Source organism: Streptomyces sp. NPDC002306 (assembly GCF_053593435.1).
This window is the reverse complement of record NZ_JBSFCK010000007.1, coordinates 267737-293163: the sequence shown is the minus strand read 5'-3', so window position 1 is coordinate 293163 and position 25427 is coordinate 267737. Positions and strand designations below refer to the sequence as shown.

Annotated in this window: 19 protein-coding genes; 11 read left to right on the top strand and 8 right to left on the bottom strand. The window is 72.4% G+C overall.

Annotated elements, in window-relative coordinates:
* Nucleotide 1: 1 nt before the first annotated feature.
* On the top strand, nucleotides 2-1369 hold the full coding sequence (locus ACWCQK_RS17150) for an MFS transporter (RefSeq protein ID WP_451155953.1): 1368 nt from the start codon (nucleotides 2-4) through the stop codon (nucleotides 1367-1369).
* Nucleotides 1366-2385, top strand: coding sequence for a TolB family protein (locus ACWCQK_RS17145; protein WP_451155952.1), 1020 nt, complete (start codon nucleotides 1366-1368; stop codon nucleotides 2383-2385). The genes ACWCQK_RS17150 and ACWCQK_RS17145 overlap by 4 nt, the downstream gene beginning before the upstream one ends.
* Before the next feature lie 145 nt (nucleotides 2386-2530).
* On the opposite strand, the gene glnA is transcribed toward ACWCQK_RS17145, so the two are convergent.
* Nucleotides 2531-3892 (bottom strand): type I glutamate--ammonia ligase, encoded by a 1362-nt coding sequence (gene glnA / locus ACWCQK_RS17140; RefSeq protein ID WP_385787051.1) that lies wholly within the window; start codon nucleotides 3890-3892, stop codon nucleotides 2531-2533.
* Between the two features lie 313 nt (nucleotides 3893-4205).
* Here glnA and ACWCQK_RS17135 point away from each other — a divergent pair, with 313 nt between their 5' ends.
* Nucleotides 4206-5393 carry a globin domain-containing protein gene (locus ACWCQK_RS17135; protein WP_451155951.1) on the top strand — a complete coding sequence of 396 codons (1188 nt, stop codon included), beginning with the start codon at nucleotides 4206-4208 and terminating at the stop codon, nucleotides 5391-5393.
* 87 nt (nucleotides 5394-5480) lie between these two features.
* On the opposite strand, the gene ACWCQK_RS17130 is transcribed toward ACWCQK_RS17135, so the two are convergent.
* Nucleotides 5481-6437, bottom strand: coding sequence for a LysR family transcriptional regulator (locus ACWCQK_RS17130; protein ID WP_451155950.1), 957 nt, complete (start codon nucleotides 6435-6437; stop codon nucleotides 5481-5483).
* A 123-nt stretch (nucleotides 6438-6560) separates the two neighbouring features.
* Here ACWCQK_RS17130 and ACWCQK_RS17125 point away from each other — a divergent pair, with 123 nt between their 5' ends.
* The gene (locus ACWCQK_RS17125) at nucleotides 6561-7055 is read left to right on the top strand and encodes a DUF2871 domain-containing protein (protein WP_451155949.1); all 495 of its coding nucleotides are present in this window, start codon (nucleotides 6561-6563) and stop codon (nucleotides 7053-7055) included.
* A 52-nt stretch (nucleotides 7056-7107) separates the two neighbouring features.
* On the opposite strand, the gene ACWCQK_RS17120 is transcribed toward ACWCQK_RS17125, so the two are convergent.
* Entirely contained in the window at nucleotides 7108-7542 is a 435-nt protein-coding gene (locus ACWCQK_RS17120; RefSeq protein WP_451155948.1) for an RrF2 family transcriptional regulator, read from the bottom strand.
* A 196-nt stretch (nucleotides 7543-7738) separates the two neighbouring features.
* On the opposite strand from ACWCQK_RS17120, the gene ACWCQK_RS17115 reads away from it, so the two are divergent.
* The 4 genes from ACWCQK_RS17115 (at nucleotide 7739) to ACWCQK_RS17100 (ending at nucleotide 13346) form a co-directional block, all read left to right on the top strand.
* Nucleotides 7739-8398 carry a DUF3105 domain-containing protein gene (locus ACWCQK_RS17115; RefSeq protein ID WP_451155947.1) on the top strand — a complete coding sequence of 220 codons (660 nt, stop codon included), beginning with the start codon at nucleotides 7739-7741 and terminating at the stop codon, nucleotides 8396-8398.
* The gene (locus ACWCQK_RS17110) at nucleotides 8395-9018 is read left to right on the top strand and encodes a DUF305 domain-containing protein (protein ID WP_451155946.1); all 624 of its coding nucleotides are present in this window, start codon (nucleotides 8395-8397) and stop codon (nucleotides 9016-9018) included. Before ACWCQK_RS17115 ends, ACWCQK_RS17110 begins: the two co-directional genes overlap by 4 nt.
* Before the next feature lie 214 nt (nucleotides 9019-9232).
* Nucleotides 9233-11173 (top strand): S53 family peptidase, encoded by a 1941-nt coding sequence (locus ACWCQK_RS17105; RefSeq protein WP_451155945.1) that lies wholly within the window; start codon nucleotides 9233-9235, stop codon nucleotides 11171-11173.
* A 127-nt stretch (nucleotides 11174-11300) separates the two neighbouring features.
* On the top strand, nucleotides 11301-13346 hold the full coding sequence (locus tag ACWCQK_RS17100; protein ID WP_451156037.1) for an NAD(+) synthase: 2046 nt from the start codon (nucleotides 11301-11303) through the stop codon (nucleotides 13344-13346).
* Between the two features lie 28 nt (nucleotides 13347-13374).
* Here ACWCQK_RS17100 and ACWCQK_RS17095 read toward each other — a convergent pair whose 3' ends face one another.
* From ACWCQK_RS17095 to ACWCQK_RS17080, 4 genes are all read right to left on the bottom strand, one after another.
* Complete coding sequence (locus tag ACWCQK_RS17095) at nucleotides 13375-14595, bottom strand: MFS transporter (RefSeq protein ID WP_451155944.1); 1221 nt, start codon at nucleotides 14593-14595, stop codon at nucleotides 13375-13377.
* Between the two features lie 132 nt (nucleotides 14596-14727).
* On the bottom strand, nucleotides 14728-15780 hold the full coding sequence (locus ACWCQK_RS17090) for an endonuclease/exonuclease/phosphatase family protein (protein WP_451155943.1): 1053 nt from the start codon (nucleotides 15778-15780) through the stop codon (nucleotides 14728-14730).
* A gap of 252 nt (nucleotides 15781-16032) precedes the next feature.
* The gene (locus ACWCQK_RS17085) at nucleotides 16033-16677 is read right to left on the bottom strand and encodes a TetR/AcrR family transcriptional regulator (RefSeq protein WP_451155942.1); all 645 of its coding nucleotides are present in this window, start codon (nucleotides 16675-16677) and stop codon (nucleotides 16033-16035) included.
* An 84-nt stretch (nucleotides 16678-16761) separates the two neighbouring features.
* Nucleotides 16762-18351, bottom strand: a complete 1590-nt coding sequence (locus ACWCQK_RS17080; RefSeq protein WP_451155941.1) for an MFS transporter — start codon at nucleotides 18349-18351, stop codon at nucleotides 16762-16764.
* A gap of 242 nt (nucleotides 18352-18593) precedes the next feature.
* Between ACWCQK_RS17080 and panB the strand changes: the two genes are divergently transcribed.
* The 3 genes from panB to ACWCQK_RS17065 all read left to right on the top strand — a co-directional run bounded on the left by panB (nucleotide 18594) and on the right by ACWCQK_RS17065 (nucleotide 21482).
* Nucleotides 18594-19460, top strand: coding sequence for a 3-methyl-2-oxobutanoate hydroxymethyltransferase (panB, locus tag ACWCQK_RS17075; protein WP_451155940.1), 867 nt, complete (start codon nucleotides 18594-18596; stop codon nucleotides 19458-19460).
* 178 nt (nucleotides 19461-19638) lie between these two features.
* Entirely contained in the window at nucleotides 19639-20664 is a 1026-nt protein-coding gene (locus ACWCQK_RS17070; protein WP_451155939.1) for an ATP-binding cassette domain-containing protein, read from the top strand.
* Nucleotides 20661-21482 carry an ABC transporter permease gene (locus ACWCQK_RS17065; RefSeq protein ID WP_451155938.1) on the top strand — a complete coding sequence of 274 codons (822 nt, stop codon included), beginning with the start codon at nucleotides 20661-20663 and terminating at the stop codon, nucleotides 21480-21482. Before ACWCQK_RS17070 ends, ACWCQK_RS17065 begins: the two co-directional genes overlap by 4 nt.
* A 138-nt stretch (nucleotides 21483-21620) precedes the next feature.
* Here the strand turns inward: ACWCQK_RS17065 and ACWCQK_RS17060 are convergent, their stop codons facing one another.
* Nucleotides 21621-25121 carry a BTAD domain-containing putative transcriptional regulator gene (locus tag ACWCQK_RS17060; protein ID WP_451155937.1) on the bottom strand — a complete coding sequence of 1167 codons (3501 nt, stop codon included), beginning with the start codon at nucleotides 25119-25121 and terminating at the stop codon, nucleotides 21621-21623.
* Nucleotides 25122-25427: the final 306 nt, after the last annotated feature.

The following is a 25427-nucleotide window of genomic DNA, read 5'->3' as shown; positions in this document are numbered from 1 at the left end:
CGTGTACGTCGCGGACAGCCGTGCCGGGGCTCCCGGCACGCCGGTGTCCGCGGACGGCGCCGTCCGGCCCTCCGCCGGGCGGCGCCGCGCCGCGGTCGCCCCCACGGTCCTGGCGCTCGGCACGGTCAGCCTGATCACCGACGTGTCCTCGGAGATGGTGACGGCGGTGCTCCCGCTGTACCTGGTGGCGGGCCTGGGCCTGTCCCCGCTGGGCTTCGGGCTCCTGGACGGCGTCTACAACGGCTTCTCCGCGCTGGTGCGGCTGGCCGGGGGCCATCTGGCCGACCGGGGCGGCGGCCGGCACAAGTGGGTGGCGGGCATCGGCTACGGCATCTCGGCCCTGTGCAAACCGCTCCTGCTGCTGGCGCACACGCTCACCCCCATCGGCCTGGTGCTGGCCGCCGACCGCACCGGCAAGGGCCTGCGCACCGCCCCGCGCGACGCGCTGATCTCCCTGTCCAGCACGCCCGAGACCCGCGGCCGCGCCTTCGGCGTGCACCGCGCGATGGACACCGCGGGCGCGCTGCTCGGCCCGCTGGCGGCCTTCCTGATCCTGCGGGCGACGGTGGACGGCTACGACGCCGTGTTCACCGTGAGTTTCTGTGTGGCGGTCACCGGAGTGCTGGTCCTGGTCCTGTTCGTACCGAACGGCGCACCGACCGCCGCCCCGACGACCATGGCTCCTGAGGCGCCCGGGGTGTCTGAGGCGCCCAGGGTGTCTGAGGCGTCCGCGGTGCCTGACGCGCCTGGGATGCCCGCCCCGGCCACGCGCCCCACGCTCCGCGCCGCCCTGGGGCTGCTGCGCCGCCGCGACCTGCGCCGCCTCACGCTCTGCGCCCTGCTGCTGGGCCTGGCCACGGTCAGCGACTCCTTCGTCTACCTGCTGCTGCAACACCGTCTGGGCGTCCCCGACCGCTGGTTCGCGCTGCTGCCGCTGGGCACGGCGGCGGCCTTCCTGCTGCTGGCGGTGCCGCTGGGGCGGCTGGCGGACCGGATCGGCGGGCGCCGGGTGTTCCTGGCCGGACACGGCGCGCTGCTCCTGGCGTACGGCGTCCTGCTCTCCTCCTGGCACGGCACGGCGCTGCCGTACGCCGTCCTACTCCTGCACGGCGGCTTCTACGCGGCCACCGACGGCGTGTTGATGGCGGCGGCCTCGGACAGCGTGCCGCAGGCGCTGCGCTCGTCGGGCCTCGCCCTGGTGCAGACGGGCCAGGCACTCGCCCGCTTCGCCTGCTCGCTGGGGTTCGGGGCGGCCTGGACGCTGTGGGGCGACCGTACCGCGCTGCTGGCCTCGACGGTGGCGCTCGCGGTGTGCGCGCTCTGCTGCTCCCGGGTCCTGCGTCCCGTCTCCGTGGAGGACATCTCATGACCGGACGTCACCGCGTCCTCGTCCTCGTCTCGGCCGTCGCCGTCCTGGCGGCGGTCGCGGTGGGCTCGGTCCTGCACGCCTCGGCGCGTGCCGAGCGCCGCGACCAGGTACAGACGGGCGGCCCCGAGGTCACGCCGGGACCGGTCACCCTGACCGCCGGCGGCCGCCTGGTCTTCCGCAACATGGCCTGGGGCCCGCACCGCGACGAGCTGACGACGGTGCCCGCGTCGGACCCGGCAGGACCCCGGACCGCCTCCGGCGTCAGGTGCCTGCGCTTCTACGCCGCCGCCGGCACCGGAGTGTGCCTCCAGGCGGTACACGGCGCGGTCTCGGACACCTACCGCGCGCTGATCCTGGACGCCCGCCTGAAGGAGAGGGCACGCTACGACGTCCCCGGCATCCCCTCCCGCGCCCGGGTCTCCCCCACCGGCCGCTTCGCCGCCTGGACGGCGTTCGTCGGCGGCGACTCCTACGCCGGGACGAACTTCTCCACCCGGGCGGCGATCGTGGACACCCGGACGGGACGCCTGATCCCGTCCCTGGAGGCGTTCCGGATCATGCGGGACGGTCACCGCTACCAGGCGGCCGACGCCAATTTCTGGGGCGTGACCTTCGCTGCGGACGACCGCACGTTCTACGCGACGCTGGCGACCAGGGGGAAGACCTATCTGGTCCGCGGCGACCTGCGCACCCGCACGGTGACGACGCTGCGCACGAACGTGGAGTGCCCGTCCCTCTCCCCCGACGGCACCCGGATCGCCTTCAAGAAACGCGTCCCGGGCCTGCCCGCCGACGCCCCCTGGCACCTGTACGTCCTCGATCTGCGCACCCTGCGCGAGCGGCCGCTGGCCGAGCCTCGCAGCGTCGACGACCAGGCCGTCTGGCGCGACGACCACACCCTCGTCTACGCCCTGCCGGGCGACTACGGAGCCGACCTCTACGCCATCCCGTCCGACGGCACGGGCCGGCCCCACCGCCTCAACACGGCGGCGGTGTCCCCCGCGTACATCGACTGACCCGGCGAACCGGCAAGGCGACCCGCCCTCTCCGCCACCGCCCGACGCCCCGGACGGCCCCGGGGCGGAGACATGAGCGGGGCCGACGGTCCATGACCGTCGGCCCCGTTCGTCGCGGCGGCGGGAGAGCCGCTGCGGCACGCGGCTACAGCACCGGCAGGTTCTTCCGCAGCTCGAAGGCGGTGACCTCGCTGCGGTACTCGTGCCATTCCGCGCGCTTGTTGCGCAGGAAGAAGTCGAAGACGTGTTCGCCGAGGGTGTCGGCGAGGAGGTCGCTGCGCTCCATGAGGCTCAGGGCCTCGCCGAGGTTCTGCGGGAGGGGCTCGATGCCCATCGCGCGGCGCTCGGCGTCGGACAGCGCCCAGACGTCGTCCTCGGCACCGGGCGGCAGTTCGTAGCCCTCCTCGATGCCCTTGAGGCCGGCGGCGAGGAGGACGGCGTAGGCCAGGTACGGGTTCGTGCCGGAGTCGAGGGAGCGGACCTCCACGCGGGCGGAGCCGGTCTTGCCCGGCTTGTACATCGGGACGCGGACCAGCGCGGAGCGGTTGTTGTGGCCCCAGCAGATGTACGAGGGGGCCTCGCCGCCCGCGCCCGCGGTGCGCTCGGAGCCGCCCCAGATGCGCTTGTAGGAGTTGACCCACTGGTTGGTGACCGCCGAGATCTCCGCCGCGTGCCGCAGCAGGCCCGCGATGAAGGAGCGGCCGACCTTGGAGAGCTGGAACTCGGCACCCGACTCGTAGAACGCGTTGCGGTCGCCCTCGAACAGGGAGAGGTGCGTGTGCATGCCGCTGCCCGGGAACTCCGAGAACGGCTTCGGCATGAACGTCGCCTGGACGCCCTGCTCCAGCGCCACCTGCTTCATGACCAGGCGGAACGTCATGATGTTGTCGGCCGTGGACAGCGCGTCCGCGTAGCGCAGGTCGATCTCCTGCTGGCCGGGGGCGCCCTCGTGGTGCGAGAACTCGACCGAGATGCCCATCGACTCCAGCATGGTGATCGCCTGACGGCGGAAGTCCATGCCGACGTTCTGCGGAGTGTGGTCGAAGTAGCCGGAGTTGTCGGCGGGGGTCGGGCGGGAGCCGTCGAGGGGCTTGCTCTTCAGCAGGAAGAACTCGATCTCGGGGTGGGTGTAGAAGGTGAAGCCGAGGTCGGAGGCGCGGGCCAGGGCGCGCTTGAGGACGTAGCGCGGGTCGGCGAAGGACGGGGAGCCGTCCGGCATGAGGATGTCGCAAAACATACGGGCGGTGCCGGGGGCCTCCGCGCGCCACGGCAGGACCTGGAAGGTGGACGGGTCCGGCTTGGCGATCATGTCGGACTCGTAGACCCGGGCGAAGCCCTCGATCGCCGAGCCGTCGAAACCGATGCCCTCGTCGAAGGCCTGTTCCAGCTCGGCCGGGGCCACGGCGACGGACTTGAGGAAGCCCAGCACGTCCGTGAACCACAGGCGTACGAAACGGATGTCGCGTTCCTCCAAGGTCCGGAGCACGAACTCCTGCTGCTTGTCCATCTTCCGCTTCCCCATCCTTGCTGGTCAGGCCGCCTGTCTCCCGCAGCACGGGAAGCGGTCGGGCACCTGAGCATCCCACCACAACAGCGTTTCACGCGCGTTGCGGACCTTGATCGCCCGGACGTAATCGGCCTGAACGACTCACGTACGGCAGGTGTACTGCTCTGCCGCCCATCTTGCCTGTTCGCACCGGCATTCGTCATGGCCGCCCACGTCCGTCCCCGCCCCGCTCTTTAATTTGCATTGCAGATGCAAGTTTAACTACCGTGCAGGTGTCCGAGCGTCGTTCCCACCGAGGCCGAGGAGCCCCCCGATGCTGTCCGAGCAGTCCGCAACCACCGTCCGCGCCACCCTCCCCGCCGTGGGCGCGGCCCTCGGCGAGATCACCGAGCGCTTCTACGCCGGGCTGTTCGCCGCCCGTCCCGAGCTGCTGCGCGATCTGTTCAACCGCGGCAACCAGGCCGCCGGCACCCAGCGCGAGGCGCTGGCCGGATCCATCGCCGCCTTCGCGGCGCACCTGCTGGAGCACCCGGACCGGCGCCCGGACGCGCTGCTGGGCCGCATCGCCCACAAGCACGCCTCGCTGGGCGTCACGCCCGAGCAGTACGCGCTCGTCCACGAGCACCTCTTCGCCGCCATCGCCGACGTGCTCGGCGAGGCCGTCACCCCCGAGGTCGCGGCCGCCTGGACCGAGGTCTACTGGCTGATGGCGAACGCGCTGATCGCGATCGAGAAGCGGCTGTCCGAGGAGACCCGCGAACCCGGACACCGGGAGTGGGAGGTCGTGGCACGGGTCACGGAGACCGCCGACGTCGTCACCTTCCGGCTGCGGCCCGTCGACGGCGGCCCGGTGCCCGCCTTCCGGGCGGGGCAGTACGTCTCCGTGCAGGTCGAACTCCCCGACGGCGCCCGCCAGATACGGCAGTACAGCCTCTCCGGCGCACCCGACGCCACGCAGCGGCAGATCAGCGTCAAGCGGGAGCCCGGCACACCGGGACCCGAGGGCGAGGTCTCCAACCACCTGCACGCGCACGTGGTGGAGGGCAGCGTCCTTCGGCTGTCGGCGCCCCGCGGCGACCTCGTGCTCGACGGCACCGCCGGCACCCCGCTGCTGCTCGCCTCCGCGGGCATCGGCGTGACCCCGATGATCTCGATGCTGGCGCAGCTCGCGGACGCCGGGCACCCGGCTCCGGTCACCGTCGTGCACGGCGACCGCTCCCCCGCCCACCACGCCCTGCGCGACGACCACGAGGCCTACGCGGCGAAGCTGCCTGAGGCGGCGGTCCACTTCTGGTACCAGGACGACGCCGCCGGGGCCGCCCGCCCGGGCCTGGTCGACCTGACCGATGTCGCCGTCCCCCCGGGCACGCGCGCGTACCTGTGCGGTCCGCTGCCGTTCATGCGGGCGGTCCGGGGACAGCTGCTCGACAAGGGGGTGGCCGCCGCGGACATCCACTACGAGGTGTTCGGCCCGGACCTGTGGCTGGCGGGGGCCGCCTGACACCAGGACGCGCGGGGGCGGGGGCGGGCGGCCCGGGCTGGGTACGACGGGCGGCCCGTCCAGGCGCGTGTGGCCGGGAGGTCCGGGCTAGGCCCGGGGGGCGGCCCGTCCGGGCGTGTTCGAGGGCGTCGTCGCCGTCGGCAGCGAGCGCCGGCGGGTCTCCTCGCCGGACGGCGGCGCGTCGGACACGGCCTGGACGAAGGACCGCAGGAGGGGCGTCTCCGCTGCCGTACGCCAGACCAGGGCCCACCGGCAGGGCGGGGCGTCGGTGATCGGCACGAAGGCTAGGTGGGGCCAGGGGTAGAAGTCGGCCGCCTCGGCGGAGACCGCGGCCACGGCGTCGCCGGTGGCGACCGTGTTGAGGATCTCCTGCCAGGTCGACACCTCGGGCCCGCGCGGGACGGGCCGCCCGGAGGGGGTGTGGAAGGGGTTGAGCGCCACCTCCATCGACACGGGCAGCGAACGGCCGGCCACGATCACGCAGTCGCCGAGGTCCTCCAGGACGACGGCCTCGCGCCGGGCGTAGGGGTGCGTGGTGCCGGTCATCAGCACGACCCGGGAGACGTGGACCACCGGCCCCACGGTGACATCGGGTTCGTCGACCGGCAGCCAGAGCACCGCGACGTCCACCTCGCCGGAGCGCAGCAGGTCGAGCGGGGCGGGCGGCTGGATCTCCCGGAACTGCACCCGGACCGTCGGCAGCCTGTCCTGGAACCGTGCCACGGCGTCCGCGAGCATCCAGGAGTGCGGGCCCATCGTGCCGAGGGTCAGCGCCTGTGTCCCGTGGGCGGCGGCGGTGGCGGCCGCGATGCCCTCGGTGATCTCCCGGTACCCCGCGCCGAGATGACGGTGCAGCAGCTCGCCCAGCGGGGTCAGGCGCACCACGCGGCTGGTGCGCTCGAACAGCAGGCCCCCGATCCGCCGCTCCTGCTTCTTGATCGACTGGCTGACCCGGGCCTGGGTGACATGCAGCCGCCGCGCGGTGCGGCCGAAGTGCAGCTCCTCGGCCAGGGCGAGGAAGATCTCGATGTCGCGCAGCTCCACGTGCGGTCCTTCGGACGTATTAGCCGCCGGTTATGACTCGTTGCCGGGTTCATCGTTGATGGCCGGACGGGCGGTGCGCAAGGTGGGGGGATCACTCACTCGACGCCCAGGGGGACGGCATCCATGCGGAAGATCCTCAACACGGCACACCTCTACATGGTCATCGGTGTGGTCAGCGGCCTGTACTACCGCGAGCTCACCAAGGCCGAGGACTTCACCGGCGACACCCAGCTCGCCGTCGTGCACACCCATCTCCTGGCCCTCGGCATGCTGTTCTTCCTCATCGTCCTGGTGCTGGAGAAGCAGTTCACCCTGACCTCCAGCCGGCTCTTCGGCTGGTTCTACTGGATCTACAACGCCGGTCTGGCGGTCACCGTCGCCATGATGACCCTGCACGGCTCGCTCACGGTGCTGGGGCACACGAGCGGCGAGGGCATCGCCATGGTCGCCGGGCTCGGCCACACGCTGCTGACCGCGGGGCTGGTGCTCCTCTTCGTCACGATCGGCAAGTGCCTGCCCGCCGCCGGATCCGGCGACAGCGCCGGCACCGGCGGGGACGAGGGTGAGGGTGCCGGCGGCGACCACGTCTCCGTCGCGGCGCGGCACACGGGTCACTGACCGGCGGGCCTCCACGTGCCGGCACCGGCGGCCGCGGACACCGCTCGGCGCGTCACGTCGGCCGGGAGATCTCCAGCAGCAGCGGGCCCGTCGGCGCCGCCACGATGTCCTCCAGCGTGACCGGGTCCAGCGAGGCGTAGAACGCCTCCTGGGCCCGGCGCAGGGCTCCGCGCAGCCCGCAGGCGGTGTTCAGGGGGCAGGGCGTGGCGCCCTCGCAGTCGACGACGTCGCCCGTGCCCTCGAAGCTGCGGACGACGGCGCCCACGGACTCCGTACGGCCCTTCGCGGTGAGCGCGAGTCCGCCGCCCCGGCCGCGGCGGGCGTCGAGCAGCCCCATGTGCTGGAGTTCGGCGACGACCTTGGCGGTGTGGGTGTACGGCACGTCCATGTCCGCCGCCACCTCGCGGGTCGTGGGACTGGACCCGTCGGTGACGGCGAGCCGCATGAGGACGCGCAGGGCGAGATCGGTGGAACGCAGCAGCCGCATACCCACAGGGTAGATAATGCGCAAATTATCTGCCCCGCGGGATCGCCCCGCCGGATCGCCCCGCCGGATCGCCCGGCCCGATCGTATCGATCCGGACTTTCCTGTGACCTCTCTACGAGTGGCCGGGGCCGTCCCATTACGATCAGCGGACCCGATGGACCCCGTCGTCCCGCCCCTTTCCCCAGAAGGACATCCCATGGCTTCCGCCAAGAAGAGCAGCGGCGCGGCGCGCCAGGCCCGTATAGCGGAGATGCGACGTGCCGAGCAGGCCCGTGAGCGGCGCAACCGGATCCTCGTGGTCGCGGCGAGCGCGGTCGTGGTCGCCGGGCTCGTGGCCGGTGGCGTGTTCGTCGTGCGGTCGCAGTCCGGCGACGACACGGCGAGCGACGCGAAGACCTCGGGGCACTTCGTCACCGGCAAGGACGGGGTGAAGACGTGGAAGGGGACGCTGGGCCGGACCCACGTCGCCAAGACCGTGAAGTACCCGACCGAGCCGCCGGTCGGCGGGGACCACAACCAGGTCTGGATGAACTGCAACGGTGACGTCTACGCCAAGGCGCTGAACGACATGAACGCCGTGCACTCGCTGGAGCACGGCGCGGTGTGGGTGACGTACAACAGCAAGGCCGCCAAGGCCGACGTCGACGCGCTGGCGGCGAAGGTGAAGAAGACGCCGTACACGCTGATGAGCCCCGACGACGGCCAAAAGGACCCGATCATGCTGACCGCGTGGGCGAACCAGCGCACGGTGACGAGCGCGAGCGACCCGGACGTCGACGCGTTCTTCGAGAAGTTCGTCCAGGGCGCGCAGACCCCCGAGCCGGGTGCGGCCTGCACGGGTGGGCTCTCGCAGTGAGGCACGTCGGACTGGTCGCGGGGGCCGCGGCGGCGTTGCTCGTCGCGGCCGGCGCGATCACCTACTCGGTCGCCGAGGAGCACGGCTCCGGGGACGCCGTCCCCACCGCGGACTCCGCGGACGCCGGGTTCGCGCGGGACATGGCGGTGCACCACCAGCAGGCCGTCGAGATGTCGTACATCGTGCGCGACCGCACGAAGGACCCCGAACTGCGGCGGCTCGCCTACGACATCGCGCAGACGCAGGCCAACCAGCGCGGCATGCTGCTGGGCTGGCTCGACCTGTGGGAGCTGCCGAAGGTGTCCTCCGACGCGCCGATGACGTGGATGGGCATGGGCGACATGGCCTCCGGCAAGGACGGCGCGCTGATGCCGGGCATGGCGACCAACACCGAGATGAAGAAGCTCGGCACGCTCAGCGGCAAGCAGGCCGAGGTCTTCTACCTCCAGCTCATGACGGACCATCACAAGGGCGGTATCCACATGGCCGAGGGCTGTGTCGCCAAGTGCGCGGTCGGGGTGGAGAAGCGGCTCGCGCAGGGCATGGTCGACTCACAGCAGTCGGAGATCGATCTGATGGCGGACATGCTCAAGGAGCGCGGCGCGACGGCGCGTTCGTAGCACGGCCCGGTCGAAGGCAGCGCGGCGCGACGGCGCGTTCGCAGCACGGCCCGGTCGGGGGCAGCCCGCCGCGGACCGGACCAAAGCCTCAAATCAGCACGGACAGCGCTTCCTTGGGGTCTTCTTGGTCTGTTTATTCCCCTGACATGAACGGTTCATCGAAAGAGTGGCCACCACGAGTGATCCACTCGCCACGAACCGCACAGGGGGTTCCATGAGATCCAACCGCGCCAAGGTGCGCGCCGGCGTGAGCCTGGCAGCGACACTGCCGATGCTCGCGGGCGCGCTGGCGATCGGCATACCCGCGGCGCAGGCCGTGGACAACCCGGGCCGCGACACGCTCGCGGGCACCAAGCCCGCCTGGGCCACGGCCAAGGCCGACAAGGGCGCGACGTCGAACGCCGCCCAGGTCTCCGCCCGGGTCTACCTGGCCGGCCGGGACGCGGCCGGTCTCGCCGCGTACGCGAAGGCCGTGTCCGACCCGGCCTCCGCCGCCTACGGCACGTATCTGAGCGACGACCAGGCCCAGGCCCGCTTCGGCGCGAGCCCGGCCCAGGTGAAGGCGGTCAAGTCCTGGCTGGAGTCGGCCGGACTGAAGGTCACGGGCACGACGCGGCACTACGTCTCCGTCACCGGTGACGTGGCCGCCGCCGAGAAGGCGTTCGGCACCCAGCTGCACAACTACGCCAAGGGCTCGCGGACCTACCGCGCGCCGCAGAAGGCGGCCTCGGCGCCCGAGGCGCTGGACGGCGCCGTCCTGACCGTCACCGGCCTGGACAACGCCCCGCACCGGGCGAGCGCCAAGGACCAACTGCCGCCGCCGGACGCCGTGTTCAAGAACGCCGGGCCGTTCTCCTCGTACTACGGCTCGAACATCGCGGCCACCCTGCCGAAGGCGTACGGCAAGAAGATCCCGTACGCCGTCCAGGGCTACACCGGCAAGCAACTGCGCGCCGCCTACGGCGCGGGCGGCTACACCGGCAAGGGCGTGCGTATCGCCATCACCGACGCGTACGCCTCGCCCACCATCGCCCACGACGTCGCCACCTACGCGAAGAAGCACGGCGACGCGGGCTGGAAGACCGGCCAGCTGCGCCAGGTGCTGCCCGGCACCTACACGAAGACCGAGGAGTGCGGGGCCGCCGGCTGGTACGGCGAGGAGACCCTCGACGTCGAGGCCGTGCACGCGGTCGCGCCCGCCGCCCAGGTCACCTACGTGGGCGCCGCGTCCTGCTACGACGACGACCTGCTCGACTCGCTCAGCAAGATCGTCGACAACCACCTGGCCGACATCGTCTCCAACTCCTGGGGCGACATCGAGGCCAACCAGACGCCGGACCTCGCCGCCGCCTACGACCAGGTCTTCCAGTTCGGCGCGGTCGAGGGCATCGGCTTCTACTTCTCCTCCGGCGACAACGGCGACGAGGTCGCCAACACCGGGACGAAGCAGGTCGACACCCCGGCCAACTCGGCATGGGTGACGGCGGTCGGCGGTACCTCGCTGGCGGTCGGCAAGGGCGACACGTACCTGTGGGAGACCGGCTGGGGCACCGAGAAGGCCACCCTGTCGGCCGACGGGAAGAGCTGGACGGACTTCCCCGGCGCGTTCACCTCGGGCGCGGGCGGCGGCACCAGCGCGACGGTGGCGGAGCCCTTCTACCAGAGGGGTGTCGTCCCGAACGCGCTCGCCAAGGCCAACAGCGCCGCCGGCAACCGCGTGGTCCCGGACATCTCCGCGATCGCCGACCCGAACACCGGCTTCAAGGTCGGCCAGACGCAGACCCAGGCGGACGGGACCGAGGCGTACAGCGAGTACCGCATCGGCGGCACCTCGCTGGCCGCGCCGGTCATCGCGGCCGTGCAGGCTCTCGCCCAGGAGGCCCGCGGCGGCAAGGCGCTCGGCTTCGCCAACCCGTCGATCTACGCGAAGTACGGCACGAAGGCGTACCACGACGTCACGGACCACCCGACCGGCTCCGGACTGGCCGTCGCCCGACTGGACTTCGTGAACGGCTACGACGCCACCGACGGCCTGGCCACCTCGGTGCGCAGCCTCGGCGCGGACAGCTCTCTGAAGGCCGTGAAGGGCTACGACGACGTGACCGGCGTGGGCTCGCCCGCGAACGGCTACGTCCAGTCGTACCGTCGCCACTGAGCCACGGGCGGCACACCGCACGCGAAGGGGCGCGGGACGCTGTCGTTCCGCGCCCCTTCGCGTGCGCGGGGAAGGCCCCGTCACCCCATCGCGTCGCTCTGACGATTACACTGGACCCGTGCCTCCTCTGAACTTCCGGTCGCTCTACCAGCACGGCTTCGCGCGCGTCGCCGCCTGCACGGGCCACACCGTCATCGCGGACCCGCACGCCAACGCCGAGGCGGTCCTCCGCCAGGCCCGCAGGTGCGCCGGGGAGGGGGTCGCCGTCGCCGTCTTCCCGGAGATGGGACTGTGCGGCTACTCGATCGAGGACCTGCTGCTCCAGGACGCGCTGCTCGACCAGGTCGAGGAGGCGCTCGGGACGGTGGTGGCGGGCTCGGCGGAACTGCTGCCGGTCCTGGTCGTGGGTGCCCCGCTGCGCCACCGCAACCGGGTCTACAACTGCGCGGTGCTCGTGCACCGCGGCCGGATCCTCGGTGTCGTGCCCAAGTCCTACCCGCCGAACTACCGGGAGTTCTACGAGCGCCGGCAGATCGCCGCGGGCGACGACGAGCGCGGCGGCACGATCCGGGTCGGCGGGGAGTCGGTGCCGTTCGGCGTGGACCTGCTGTTCGCCGCGGACGACGTCCCGGGCCTGGTGCTGCACACGGAGATCTGTGAGGACATGTGGGTGCCGGTGCCGCCGAGCACCGAGGCGGCCCTCGCGGGCGCCACCGTCCTCGCCAACCTCTCCGGCAGCCCGATCACGGTCGGCCGGGCCGAGGACCGCAGGCTGATGTGCCGTTCGGCGTCCTCGCGCTGCATCGCCGCGTACGTCTACGCGGCGGCCGGCCTGGGCGAGTCGACCACCGACCTGTCCTGGGACGGCCAGACGATGATCTACGAGAACGGGGCGCTGCTGGCCGAGTCCGACCGCTTCCCGCTCGACGACCAGTTCGCCGTGGCCGACGTGGACCTCGACCTGCTGCGGCAGGAGCGGCTCCGGACGGGCAGCTTCGACGACAACCGGCGCACCCACGCCGCCCGCACCGCGGACTTCCGGACGGTGTCGTTCCGGCTGGACCCGCCGACCGGCGACCTGGGACTGCGGCGCCGCGTCGAGCGCTTCCCGTTCGTGCCCGCGGACCCCGACCGGCTGGCCCAGGACTGCTACGAGGCGTACAACATCCAGGTCGCGGGGCTCCAGCAGCGGCTCGCGGCGATCGGTGGCCCGAAGGTGGTCATCGGGGTGTCCGGCGGTCTCGACTCCACGCACGCGCTGATCGTCGCCGCCCGCGCGATGGACCGGGCGGGCCGCCCGCGCGGCGACATCCTCGCCTTCACCCTGCCCGGCTTCGCCACCAGCGACCACACCAAGAACAACGCGCACGAGCTGATGCGCTCCCTCGGCGTCACCGCGGCCGAGCTGGACATCACGCCGACCGCCCGGCTGATGCTGAAGGAGATGGGCCACCCCTTCGCCGCCGGCGAGGCGGTCTACGACGTCACCTTCGAGAACGTGCAGGCCGGACTGCGCACCGACTACCTGTTCCGGCTCGCCAACCAGCGCGGCGGCATCGTGCTCGGCACCGGTGACCTCTCGGAGCTGGCGCTCGGCTGGTCCACGTACGGCGTGGGCGACCAGATGAGCCACTACAACGTCAACTCGGGTGTGCCCAAGACGCTGATCCAGCATCTGATCCGCTGGGTCATCGGCAGCCACCAGTTCGGCGAGGACACCGACCGGACGCTCGCCGCGATCCTCGACACCGAGATCAGCCCGGAGCTGGTGCCGGGCGAGGAGATGCAGTCCACCGAGTCCAAGATCGGCCCGTACGCGCTGCACGACTTCACGCTCTTCCACGTGCTGCGCTACGGCTTCCGGCCGTCGAAGATCGCCTTCCTGGCCTGGCACGCGTGGCACGACCCGGCCCGCGGTGCCTGGCCGCCGGGTTTCCCCGAGGCCGAACGGGTGGCGTACGACCTGCCGGAGATCCGGCGCTGGCTGGAGGTGTTCTGCCGGCGCTTCTTCGGGTTCGCGCAGTTCAAGCGCTCGGCCATGCCGAACGGGCCGAAGGTCTCGGCCGGTGGTTCGCTCTCACCGCGCGGCGACTGGCGCGCGCCGTCCGACGGCACGGCCGGGACCTGGCTGCGCGACCTCGCCCGCTTCGACCCACCGGAGCCGGGCCGCTGACCCCGCCCACGGGCCGGGCCGTGGGCGTTCAGTGGTGGAGGACGCCAGGGCGGTCGACCACGTGCGTGGCGACCACGCGTTCCCGCCCGGCCGGCGCGGCCGTGCGGCGGGCGTCCACCGCGTAGGCGACGGCCGCCACCGCGAGGCCCAGCACCGCGAGCCCCGCCCCGGCGAGTGCCGGGGAGGTCACGCCGAAGCCCGCCGCCAGGGCCAGCCCGCCGATCCAGGCGCCGCCGGCGTTCGCCAGGTTGAAGGCGGCCTGGTTGGCGGAGGACGCCAGGGACGGCGCCGCCGTCGCCTTCTCCATGACCATCAGCTGGAGCGGCGACCCGGTGACGAACGCGGCGACACCGAGCAGGATCACCGCCAGGCCCGCGCTCCACTCCGTACGCATCAGCAGCGGGAAGACCGCCAGCACGGCGACCAGCGCGGCCAGGCCGCCGAAGAGCGTGCGGCGCATCGCGTGGTCCGCGAGGCGTCCGCCGAGCAGGTTGCCCACGGTGGCGCCAACGCCGAACAGCGCCAGCAGCAGCGTCACGCTGGAGTCGGCGTACCCGGCGGCGTCGGTGAGCATCGGCGTGATGTAGCTGTACGCGGAGAACAGCGCGCCGAAGCCCGCGACCGTCGTGCCGAGCGCCAGCCACACCGGCAGGGACCGCAGCGCGGCCAGTTCGCCGCGCAGCCCGGTGGCGGCCGCGTGCCCGTGGTCGCGCGGGATCAGCAGCGCCAGCGAGACGATCGCCGCGAGCCCGATCGCGCTGACACCGAGGAACGTGGCCCGCCAGCCGAGGTGCTGGCCCATGAGGGTGGCGACCGGGACGCCCGCGATGTTGGCGACGGTCAGGCCGAGGAACATCAGCGAGACAGAACGGGCCCTGCGCTCCGGGCCCACCATGGTCGTCGCGACGACCGCGCCGACGCCGAAGAAGGCGCCGTGCGGGAGACCGCTGAGGAAGCGGGCGGCCAGCAGGTAGTGGTAGTCGGGGGCGAGGGCGGAGAGGGCGTTGCCGGCCACGAACAGGGCCATCAGACCGATGAGGACACTACGGCGGGACAGCCGCGCGGTGGCCGCGGCCAGCAGCGGGGCGCCGACGACGACACCGAGCGCGTAGGCGGAGACGAGGTGTCCGGCGCCGGGGATGGAGATGTGCAGGTCGTCCGCGACCTCGGGGAGCAGCCCCATCATCACGAACTCGGTCGTCCCGATGCCGAAGGCACCGACGGCGAGGGCGAGCAGGGCCAGGGGCATGAGGGGCCTTTCGAAGGGAGTTCCGTACCTCGTATGTTCAAGTACGGAACAAAGTCTCTCAGGCCGAGTATTCCAGTGGGTGACGACGAGGTTGCGACGGAATCTCAGGAGCCGTCCGCTGGGGACGGAATCTCAGGAGCCGTCTGTGGCCAGGTTCACACGCGCCGCCACCGGCAGGTGGTCGCTGCCGGTGGCCGGCAGCGACCACGAACTGACCGGCTCCACGCCCTGCACCATGATCTGGTCGATCCGCGCCATCGGGAACGACGCCGGCCAGCTGAACCCGAAGCCGCTGCCCGCCGCGCCCTGCGTGGAGCGCATCTGCGAGGTGACGGCGGTGAGCGCGCGGTCGTTCATGGTGCCGTTGAGGTCGCCGAGCAGGATCTTCCGGCCCAGCTTCTCGTCCGCGATCGCCTCGCCCAGCGCGTCGGCGCTCTTGTCGCGCTGACGCGCGGTGAACCCGGCGTTCATCTTCACCCGCACCGACGGCAGGTGGGCGACGTACACCGCGACCTCGCCCGCCGGGGTCGCCACCGTCGCCCGCATCGCCCGGATCCAGCCCAGCTTGATGTCGACGGCCGCGACCGCGCTCAGCGGGTACTTGCTCCACAGCCCGACGGTGCCCTGCACCGAGTGGTACTTGTACGTCGGCGTCAGCGCCTTCTCGTACGTCGGGACCGCCGACGCCTTCAGCTCCTCCAGGGCCAGCACGTCCGCGCCGGACGCGGCGACCTCACGGGCGGTGCCCTCGGGGTCGGCGTTGTCGGCGTTGACGTTGTGGGTGGCCACCATGAGGTCGCCGCCGGCGGCCGACTTGTCGGTGAGCAGACCGCCGAAGAGGTTCAGCCACACGATCGCTGGCAGCAGCACCGCGATCAGCGCGGTCGCGGACCTGCGCACCAGCGCCAGGACGAGCAGCACCGGCACGAGCACCCCGCACCAGGGCAGGAACGTCTCCGTGAGGCTGCCGAGGTTGCCGATGGTGTTCGGGATGCGCGAGTGCAGCAGCATCACCAGGGCCAGCAGCAGCGCGATGGCCGCGAGGACGAGGCCGCGCCGCCAGATCCGCGGGTCGCCGCGCCAGCCGCCGATCAGACGCCCGGCCAGGCGCCGGAGCCGGGAGCCCCGGCGCTGGTCCCCCGAGCCGCCGTTGTCCGTCTCCGCCACATACGCCTGCTGCGCCATACCGTCGCCTCACTACCTGCCGAGCACACCGTCGTCCCCCCACGTCCCTATGACCCTAGGGGATGATCGGCTCCGATCCCCGCCGCCCCATGACGGCCGTACGGGCACGAAGACGCCCGGGGCGGCGCCGGGAGTTCCGCTTACGGACCGGACCGGGGGGTCTGTGACGAAACGCGCACATTCGGGCCGGGGCTTGCCGTTTGGGAACAGTTCACCCCGCGGCACCGGGCCGGTCCGCACGACAGAGCCCGGTCAGGACAACCGAGTTCGCGGGCCGGGCGGGACGACCGGGCGCAGTCCCTGGAGCAGCGTGTCGACCACCCGCTGGGCGAGATCCTCGGGCAGGTCGCCGTCCGGGCGCATCACGGAGCGGACGAGCATGGGGCCGATGAACAGGTCGTTGGCGAGCTCCACGTCGATGTCGGCGCGCAGTTCGCCGTTCTCCTGGCCCCGGCGCAGGATCTCGGCGGCGAGCCGGCGCCGGGGGGCGATGACGGTGCTGTCGTAGGCGGCCCAGATCGTCGGGCAACTCTTCATCTGGACGTGCACGTTGTACAGGATGGCCGAGGAGCGGCTGGCCAGGCCGCGTCGGCGCTGCGACTCCAGCAGGACGATCAGGTCGTCGCGCATCGAGGTGCCGGGGAGCACGGGGTCGGGGGGCTCGGCGGCGCGCAGCACGTCGACGAACAGGGCCTCCTTGCCGCTCCAGCGGCGGTAGATGGTGGCCTTGCCGACGCCGGCGGTGCGGGCGATGCGCTCTATCGACAGCTCCGCCAGCGACACCCCGTCCTCGAGGAGCTTCATCACGCCCTCCATGATGGCGCGCTCCACGGCCTCGCTCCGGGGGCGCCCTCTGGCGGGGGCCCCCGAAGCGGTGTTGGTGTCGGCGAGGCTCACTGTCGTCCGTCCCTTCGTCGCGCTGGGATGATTCTCGGTGATTCCCCCCGGCTTATTGAGGTCTGCCCCCCGGACCACCGTCCGTTACTCTCCCGCCACCACCAATTCCGTCTCCTTCTCGTCCTGCTGACCGGACGTCGGCCGGCCCGGCAGGAACAGCGCCACGACGGCCGCGCCCACGAGGGCGATGCCGGCGCCGCACAGCGCGGTGACGTGCATCGCGTGCAGGAACGCGTCGTTGGCGGGCGTGACCAGGGCCTCGCCCCGGGCACCCAGCTTGGCGGCGACGCCCAGTGTGGCCTCGATGGACTCGCCGGCCGTGTCGCGCAGCCCGGGCGGCAGCGCGCCGAGCTTGTCCTCGACGCCGCTGCGGTAGGAGGCCGACAGGACCGAGCCGAGGACGGCGATGCCGAGCGCGCCGCCGACCTGCCGGAAGGTGTTGCTGAGCGCGGACGCGGAGCCGGCCTTCTCGCGGGGCAGGGCCTGCATGATGACGACGCTGGTCGGCGTCATGATGTGCGCCATGCCGGTGCCCATGAGGAAGAAGACGACCTCCAGCAGCCAGATCGGCGTGTCCACCTCGAACGAGGCGAACGCGGCCAGCGTCGCCGCGATCAGGAGCATGGCGCCCGTGGTCGTGGCCTTGATGCCGATGCGGTCGACGACCAGCCGGGCCCGGGGCGCGAAGATCATCTGGGCGGCGGCGAGCGGCAGCATCAGCAGGCCGGTCTGGAGCGGCGAGTAGCCGCGCACGCTCTGGGTGTAGAAGACGGAGAAGAAGGTCACGCCCATCAGCGCGAAGAAGACCAGCGCGATGACGGCGATCGCCGCCGAGAAGACCTTGTTCTGGAAGTACGTGATGTCGATGGACGGATGGTCGCTGCGCTTCTCGAACACCACGAAGGCGGCGAGGACGGCGAGACCGGCGGCGACGGTCGCCAGCACGGTGGGATCCGTGAAGTCGGCGAGCTGGCCGCCCTTGATGATGCCGTAGACGAGCAGGACCAGGCCGACGACGGACAGGACCACGCCGACGGGGTCGATACGGCCGGGGTTCGGGTCCCGGGAGTCGGGCACCAGCCACACCATCAGCCCGATCGCGAGCACCACGATCGGCACGTTGATGAGGAAGACCGAGCCCCACCAGAAGTGGTCGAGCAGCACACCGCCGGTGATCGGGCCGATGGCGATGGCCAGGCCCACGCCGCCGGCCCAGATGCCGATGGCCTTCGGCTGCTCGTCCCGCTCGAACACGTTCATGAGGACGGCGAGCGTCGCGGGCATCACGAAGGCGGCGCCCAGGCCCATCACCGCGCGGAAGACGATCAGCTGACTGGGCGAGCCGGACTCGGCGGCGAGGGCCGAGCCGATGCCGAAGACGACGAGACCGCCGAGGAGGACCAGTTTGCGGCCGAGACGGTCGCCGAGCAGTCCGGCGGTGAACAGCAGGCCCGCGAAGACCAGGGTGTAGGCGTTGATCGCCCACTCCAGCTGGCTCTGCGTGGCGCCCAGGCCGGTGGGCGCCGGGGTCGAGATCGTCTTGATCGCGACGTTCAGGATGGAGTTGTCGAGGACGACGATCAGCAGGCTGAGCATCAGCACACCGAGGATCGCCCAGCGTCGCCGGTGCACCTCTTCCGGTATTCGGGAGGCCGGGACGGCAGGAGTAGTCATGGTGGCGAGCCTAGGCGCGTTCCGATACGAGACCGTCTCGTATCGGAAATCCTTTACCGAGACCTTACGCGGGCCGGGACACCGGCCCGATCGTCGGCCCGGACAGCGACCCGGACGTCGGCCCGAACGTCGGCTGGAACCTCACAGGGGGTCCCCTGGCCCTCCCCGACGCGAGGTGCCACCATGGAGGCGATCCGGGGACACCGTGAGGGTGCCTCGAGATGACGTAAGGAGCCGTTGCAATGACGCAGCTTTCGGCTGCCCAGACGAAGCCCTCCGACGGCAGCAAAGCGCTGTACGGGGGGAAGGGCACACGCCGTATCACCGTTCGTGACCTCGCCACCGCCAAGGAACGCGGCGAGAAGTGGCCCATGCTCACCGCCTACGACGCGATGACCGCGTCCGTCTTCGACGAGGCCGGGATCCCGGTCATGCTCGTCGGCGACTCCGCGGGCAACTGCCACCTCGGGTACGAGACCACCGTGCCCGTGACCCTCGACGAGATGACCATGCTGTCGGCCGCGGTCGTGCGCGGCACCCAGCGCGCCCTCATCGTCGGCGACCTCCCCTTCGGCTCCTACCAGGAGGGCCCGGTGCAGGCGCTGCGCTCGGCGACCCGGCTGGTGAAGGAGGCGGGGGTCGGCGCCGTCAAGCTGGAGGGCGGCGAAAGGTCCCATGAGCAGATCCGGCTCCTTGTGGAGTCCGGCATCCCGGTGATGGCCCACATCGGCCTCACCCCGCAGTCCGTCAACGCCATGGGCTACCGGGTCCAGGGCCGCGGCGAGGAGGCCGCCCAGCAGTTGCTGCGCGACGCGAAGGCCGTGCAGGACGCGGGCGCGTTCGCGGTCGTGCTGGAACTGGTCCCGGCGGAGCTCGCGGCCGAGGTGACCCGGGTCCTGCACATCCCGACGGTCGGCATCGGCGCGGGACCGGAGACGGACGCGCAGGTGCTGGTGTGGACCGACATGCTGGGGCTGACCGGCGGCCGGGTACCGAAGTTCGTCAAGAAGTACGCCGACCTGCGTGAGGTCATGGGCAACGCGGCCAAGGCGTTCGCCGAGGATGTCGTCGGCGGGACGTTCCCGCTCGAGGAGCACTCCGTCCACTAGCACCGCCCTTCGAAGCCATCGCCGCACCACGCAGCCCCGCCGACCATCCCCCATCGGCGGGGCTGCGCCCCTTCCGCCGGCGTCGTCGGTACGGGTGTCGGCGGCCTGTGGGCGCTGTCGGTGCGGGTGTCGGCGGCCTGTAGGTGGTTTGTCGGTGGCGGCTGGCACTGTCATCGGCATGACGCGAATCGACAAGAACCCCGCCGGCGGGCAGGCCGCCGTCACCGTACGGGGGCTGGTGAAGCACTTCGGGGAGACCAAGGCGCTGGACGGCGTCGACCTGGACGTGCGCGAGGGCACCGTGATGGGGGTCCTCGGACCGAACGGCGCCGGGAAGACCACCCTCGTCCGCATCCTGTCCACGCTCACCGCTCCCGACGCCGGACACGCCACCGTCGCCGGCTACGACGTACTGCGGCAGCCGCGGCAGCTGCGCCGGGTGATCGGACTGACCGGGCAGTACGCCTCGGTGGACGAGAAGCTCCCCGGCTGGGAGAACCTCTACATGATCGGGCGGCTGCTCGACCTGTCGCGCAAGGACGCCCGGACCCGTGCCGACGAACTGCTGGAGCGGTTCTCGCTCACCGAGGCGGCCAAGCGCCCGACGAGCACGTACTCCGGCGGTATGCGGCGCCGGCTGGACCTGGCGGCCTCGATGATCGGGCGCCCTGCCGTCCTCTTCCTCGACGAGCCGACCACCGGACTCGACCCGCGCACCCGCAACGAGGTGTGGAGCGAGGTCAAGGCCATGGTCGGGGACGGTGTCACCGTCCTGCTGACCACCCAGTACATGGAGGAGGCCGAGCAGCTCGCCTCCGAACTGACCGTGGTCGACCGCGGCAAGGTGATCGCGAACGGCGCCATCGACGAGCTGAAGGCCCGGGTCGGCGGACGGACCCTGCGCGTGCGGCCGGTCGATCCGCTGGAGCTGCGCCCGCTCGCCGGGATGCTCGACGAACTGGGCATCACCGGGCTCGCCACGACGATCGTGGACGCGGCCAACGGCGACCTGCTCGTGCCCATCCTGAGCGACGAGCAGCTGACCGCCGTGGTCGGCGCGGTCACCGCACGCGGTATCACGCTCTCCTCCATCAGCACCGAACTGCCCAGCCTGGACGAGGTGTTCCTGTCCCTCACCGGCCACCGCGCCAGTGCCCCGCAGGACGCCACGCCCGCCGAAGACCGCGAGGAGGTCGCCGTATGAGCGCCGCCACTCTCCAGCCGGCCGATCTCAAGGCCGACGCGCCGATCGGTCCGCGCGCCCATCTGCGCCACACCGGCGCCCTGATCCGCCGCAACCTGCTGTGGATCCGCCAGGACCCGGAGTCGATGTTCGACGCCATCCTGTTCCCGGTCATCTTCACGTTGCTGTTCGTGTACGTCTTCGGCGGCTCCATCGGGCAGTCGCTCGGCGGCGGCCAGCAGGCGTACGTGCAGTACGTCGTGCCCGGCCTGATGGCCATGATGGGCATGAACATGGCCCAGGGAGTGGGCACCGGCTTCAACACCGACTTCAACTCCGGTGTCATGGACCGGTTCCGGTCCCTGCCGATCGGGCGCGGCTCGGTGCTGTTCGCCAAGATCGCGGTGGAACTCATGCGGATGCTGATCGCGACCGCGGTGCTCATGATCGTCGGCGTCCTGGTCGGCTTCGACATCACCAACTGGCCCGGTCTGTTCGCCTCCGTGGGGCTGTCCGCGATCTTCGGCTCGGCCCTGATGTGGGTGTTCCTCACCCTCGGCGTGATCATGAAGAGCGCGCAGTCCGTGCAGGCGATGGGCTTCCTGGTGCTGATGCCGCTCCAGTTCGGCTCGTCCATCTTCGCGCCGACCCAGTCGATGCCGGGCTGGCTGCAGAACTTCACCGACTACAACCCGCTCTCCTCGCTCGCGGACGCCGCGCGCGGGCTGATGGTGGGCGGTCCGGTCGCGCACGGTCTGTGGGTGACGCTGGGCTGGTCGGTGGCGCTCACCGCGGTGATGGCTCCGGTCGCGATCCACAAGTTCCGTACCAAGAGCTGACACACCGGCCCGCCGGCGTACGCGTCACGCGCGGTTCGGGGCACAGCGGGGCGGCGGACTCCCGAGAGGGGAGCCCGCCGCCCCGCCCGTACGTCCCCCGCGCGGGGCGGCGGGCGGCACCGGACCGGCGAGCGGCGCTCACACCAGGGCCGCGGCCTCCTCGTAGGAGAGTCCGGCGCCTCGCGCGTACGCCGTCTCGTACTCCGCCTCGCCCAGGGCGCCGCGGGTGAACTCCACCGCCCGGACCAGCGCCGCGGTCTCCAGACTGCTGGCGACATGGCCGGCGGGCAGGAGCGCGGCGGCGGCGCCCAGGCAGCGGGCCGCGTCGTGGGCGCGGCTGCCGCCGTCGGCCCCGCTGAGGGCGATCGCGGCGACGGACAGGTAGGCGGAGCGCATATGGGGGGCGATGGTCTGCGCCAGGCGGTCGCTCGCCTTTTCCAGGGCGCGCCGAATGGTGACGAGGGCCTCCTCGTAATGTCCGTCGACCGCGTCCAGCCAGGCTTCCGCGCCCAGGATGACGGCGTCGAAGACCACGAAGTTGGACAGTCCGAACTCCTGGCGCAGCAGCCGGACGTGCTCGCGCGCCTCGGCCGTACGGCCGGTGATGCCCAGCCAGCCGGCCAGGAACAGCCGGGCGAAAGGTATCGCCTCGTGGGCGGCGCCGTCCTGCCCGTCGATCACCTCGCGCAGCATCCGCTCGCCCTGCTCGTGCCGCCCCGCCTCCAGCAGGGCGCTGCCGAGCCGGGCGGTGAGGAGCTCCACCTGGCCGCGGGCGCCCAGCCGGTCGGCGTGCTCGACGGCCGCCTCGTAGTCGGCGGCGGCGGACAGGTACGCGCCCTTGCGCTCATGGGCCTCGCCGCGGGCGGAGAGCGCCTCGGCGGTGCCCCAGGCGTCCCCGAGGCGCTCGAAGATCTCCAGCGACTCGTCGGCGTCCCGGGCCGCGTCGCCCACCCACTCGGTGCGGTTGGCCAGCAGGTTGGCCCGCATCTGGAGACTGCCGGCGAGCTCCCACTCGAAGCCCGGGGTGGCCCGGCAGGTGCGCACGGCGGCGTCGCCGATGACGCGGACGCGGTCCATGTCGCTGGTGAGCATCACGGCGAAGAACCAGAGCATCCCGGGGGCGCGGCAGATCTGCGGCATCCCGGGCTCGTAGGTCTCGGTGATGACGCGCAGCTTGGCCTGGGCCTGCGGGGTCTGCCAGGCGGCGAGCTCGGTCTCCATACAGGCGAGATGGGCGAGGTGCAGGCCGCGCCGGGCCTCGGCGAGGATCTCGCCGTTCATCGGCGGCGGCGCGTCCGTGCAGCGCTGCCACACCGGGGCGGCCGGGCGGACGGGCCCGGCGAACGGGTCGGGACCGAGGGTCATGACCTCGGTGCACCAGCTGCGGGCCTCGATGCGCAGATCGCGCATCTGCCAGTACCAGACGAGCGACAGGACGAGACACAGGCCTTCCTGCTCGTCGCGGGCGGCGACGGCGTGACGCAGCGCGGTGCGCAGGTTCTCGTACTCCGTCTGGAACCGTTCGATGGCGGCGCGCTGGCCGGGGCCGCGTAGCAACGGGTCGGTGGTGCGGGCCAGTTCGCGGTAGTACGTCAGATGCGCGCGCTCCGCCTCGGCGCGCTGCCCCGCCTCGTCGAGCCGCTCGCCCGCGTATTCGGCGACGGTCTCCAGGAGGCGGTAGCGCATCTCGCCGTCAGAAGCTCGTTCCGGTGCTCGCGGCGCCTCTTGGTCCGGCCCGTGTTCCGGCCCTCGCGCCGCGCCTTGTCCCGAACCGTGGTCCGGTCCCGCCACCGCGCCCTGTTCCTGGCCCTGTTCCGGTCGCGGCGCCGACGCGTGTTCCGGTCCCGGCGCCGCGCCCCGGTCCGAGGCGGGGGGAGACCCGGGGGACGACGCCGGCGCCGCCACCACCAGGGACTTGTCGACGAGGGAGCCCAGCGCCTCCAGCGCGGCCGGACCGCACACGGCCTCGGCGGCGGCGAGGTCGCAGCCGCCCGCGAAGACCGACAGGCGCCGCAGGACGTCCCGTTCGTCCTCGTCGAGCAGGTCCCACGACCAGTCGACGACCGCGCGCAGGGTCTGCTGGCGGGGCAGGACCGTACGGCTTCCGGAGGTGAGCAGCCGGAAGCGGTCGTCGAGCCGGTCGGCGATCTGCCGTGGCGTCAGCATCCGCAGCCGGGCGGCCGCGAGTTCGATGGCGAGGGGCAGCCCGTCGAGCCGTCGGCAGATCTCGGCACAGGCGCCGGGATCGTCCCCGACCCGGAATCCGGGTCGGGCGGCCGCGCCCCGCTCGGCCAGCAGCCGTAGGGCGACCGGCTCGGGCAGCGGCTCCACCGGCCGCAGCAACTCCCCCGGGACGCCCAGGGGTTCGCGGCTGGTGGCGAGCACGGTCAGCTCCGGGCAGCGCTCCAGCAGCTCCTCGACGAGCCGGGCGGCCGCCTCGACGACATGTTCGCAGTTGTCGAGGACGATCAGCATGCGGCGTCTCGCGCAGTGCTCGACGAGCCGCTCCACGGGGTCGTCGTACCGGTCGGAGACGGCCGCCCTGATGCCCTCGGCGCCGGCGCCGTGCAGCACGGTCTCACGGGCGCCGATGGCGGTCAGCACGGCCTCCGGCACAGCGGCGGGGTCGTCGACGGGCGCGAGCTCGGCCAGCCACGCCCCGTCACGCGCCACGTCGCGCACCGCCTCGGCGGACTCCTGCGACAGCCGGGTCTTCCCGGCGCCGCCCGGTCCGAGCAGGGTGACGAGCCGCGCGCTCGCGAGGTCGCCCCGGATGGTCTCGATGTCGGCCTCGCGGCCGACGAACGAGGTGAGCCGGGCGCGCAGGTTGCCGAGCCGCGGGGTGCCGCGCGAGCCGTCGGCGGCCGGGCGCGCACCGGGCGCCGGCCGCGCCGCGGGCCGGGCCTCCGTCCGCGGGCTCAGCAACGCCGCGTGCAGCGCCCGCAGCTCCGGCCCCGGGTCGGAGCCCAGCCGGTCCGCGAGCAGCCGTCGTACGTCCTCGTAGGCGGCCAGCGCCTCGGCGGTGCGGCCCGCGTCGCGCAGGGCGCGCAGGCGCAGCGTCTGGAGCGGCTCGTCCAGGGGGTGGGCGTCGCACAGGGCGGTCAGCTCGGGCAGGCACTGGTCGGCCTGGCCGAGGGTGAGCGCGGCGGTGTGGCGGGCGCGCAGCGCGCCGAGGTGCCGGGCCTCCCAGCGGGCGGCCTGCGCGGCGCGGTCGGGGAGGTCGGCGAGGACGGGGCCGCGCCACAGGGCGAGGGCGTCGTCCAGGACGCCGGCGGCCTTCGCGGGGTCGTCGTCGGCCAGGGCGCGCAGGCCGTCGGCGGCCAGCCGGTCGAAGCGGTACAGGTCGATGTCGTCGGGTGCGGCGGTGAGCCGGTAACCGCCCTCGACGGAGGCCACCGCGTCCGCGCCGAGCGCCCGGCGCAGCCGGCCGACCAGCGCCTGGAGGGCGCCCGGGGCGTCGGCGGGCGGGTCGCCGTCCCACACCTCGTCGACCAGCAGGCTCGCGGGCACAGTACGGCCGGGCCGCAGGGCCAGCACGGTCAGCAGGGCGCGCAGCCGTGCCCCGCCGACCGTGACGGGCGTGCCGTCGGGGCGGAGTGCCTGGGTGGTGCCGAGAATGCGGTAGCGCACGGGGTCCATTGTCTCCGGTGGCGTCGGGGCCGGTCACGGGGTTCGGTCGGCGAGGCGTGCCCCCGAGGGGGCGGGCCGCGGAAACCGCCCGCGGACCGGGCCGGTCGCGTTCCCGGCACGTCGGGCGGCCGTCTCCGCGGTGGCTCGCGGCGGCCGCCTCCGCCGCACCTTACGGCCGTCGGCCGTACGCGGCTCACTCCGGCCGCCTCCCCTGAACCGTACCCAGCTCCGGCCGCCGACCCGTACCGGCCGCCTCCGGCCCGACCAGGCACCCCCGGTTCACAGCCCGCACGAGGCCGCTGCTCTCGGGCATCC

What these genes read in the sequence shown, in the direction of transcription:
- ACWCQK_RS17065 (WP_451155938.1), top strand. Translation starts at nt 20,661, where the DNA reads ATGAGCGCCGCCACTCTCCAGCCGGCCGATCTCAAGGCCGACGCGCCG.
- ACWCQK_RS17125 (WP_451155949.1), top strand. Translation starts at nt 6,561, where the DNA reads ATGCGGAAGATCCTCAACACGGCACACCTCTACATGGTCATCGGTGTG.
- ACWCQK_RS17070 (WP_451155939.1), top strand. Translation starts at nt 19,639, where the DNA reads ATGACGCGAATCGACAAGAACCCCGCCGGCGGGCAGGCCGCCGTCACC.
- ACWCQK_RS17145 (WP_451155952.1), top strand. Translation starts at nt 1,366, where the DNA reads ATGACCGGACGTCACCGCGTCCTCGTCCTCGTCTCGGCCGTCGCCGTC.
- ACWCQK_RS17090 (WP_451155943.1), bottom strand. Translation starts at nt 15,780, where the DNA reads ATGGCGCAGCAGGCGTATGTGGCGGAGACGGACAACGGCGGCTCGGGG.
- ACWCQK_RS17095 (WP_451155944.1), bottom strand. Translation starts at nt 14,595, where the DNA reads ATGCCCCTGGCCCTGCTCGCCCTCGCCGTCGGTGCCTTCGGCATCGGG.
- ACWCQK_RS17120 (WP_451155948.1), bottom strand. Translation starts at nt 7,542, where the DNA reads ATGCGGCTGCTGCGTTCCACCGATCTCGCCCTGCGCGTCCTCATGCGG.
- ACWCQK_RS17080 (WP_451155941.1), bottom strand. Translation starts at nt 18,351, where the DNA reads ATGACTACTCCTGCCGTCCCGGCCTCCCGAATACCGGAAGAGGTGCAC.
- glnA (WP_385787051.1), bottom strand. Translation starts at nt 3,892, where the DNA reads ATGGACAAGCAGCAGGAGTTCGTGCTCCGGACCTTGGAGGAACGCGAC.
- ACWCQK_RS17060 (WP_451155937.1), bottom strand. Translation starts at nt 25,121, where the DNA reads ATGGACCCCGTGCGCTACCGCATTCTCGGCACCACCCAGGCACTCCGC.
- panB (WP_451155940.1), top strand. Translation starts at nt 18,594, where the DNA reads ATGACGCAGCTTTCGGCTGCCCAGACGAAGCCCTCCGACGGCAGCAAA.
- ACWCQK_RS17115 (WP_451155947.1), top strand. Translation starts at nt 7,739, where the DNA reads ATGGCTTCCGCCAAGAAGAGCAGCGGCGCGGCGCGCCAGGCCCGTATA.
- ACWCQK_RS17135 (WP_451155951.1), top strand. Translation starts at nt 4,206, where the DNA reads ATGCTGTCCGAGCAGTCCGCAACCACCGTCCGCGCCACCCTCCCCGCC.
- ACWCQK_RS17105 (WP_451155945.1), top strand. Translation starts at nt 9,233, where the DNA reads ATGAGATCCAACCGCGCCAAGGTGCGCGCCGGCGTGAGCCTGGCAGCG.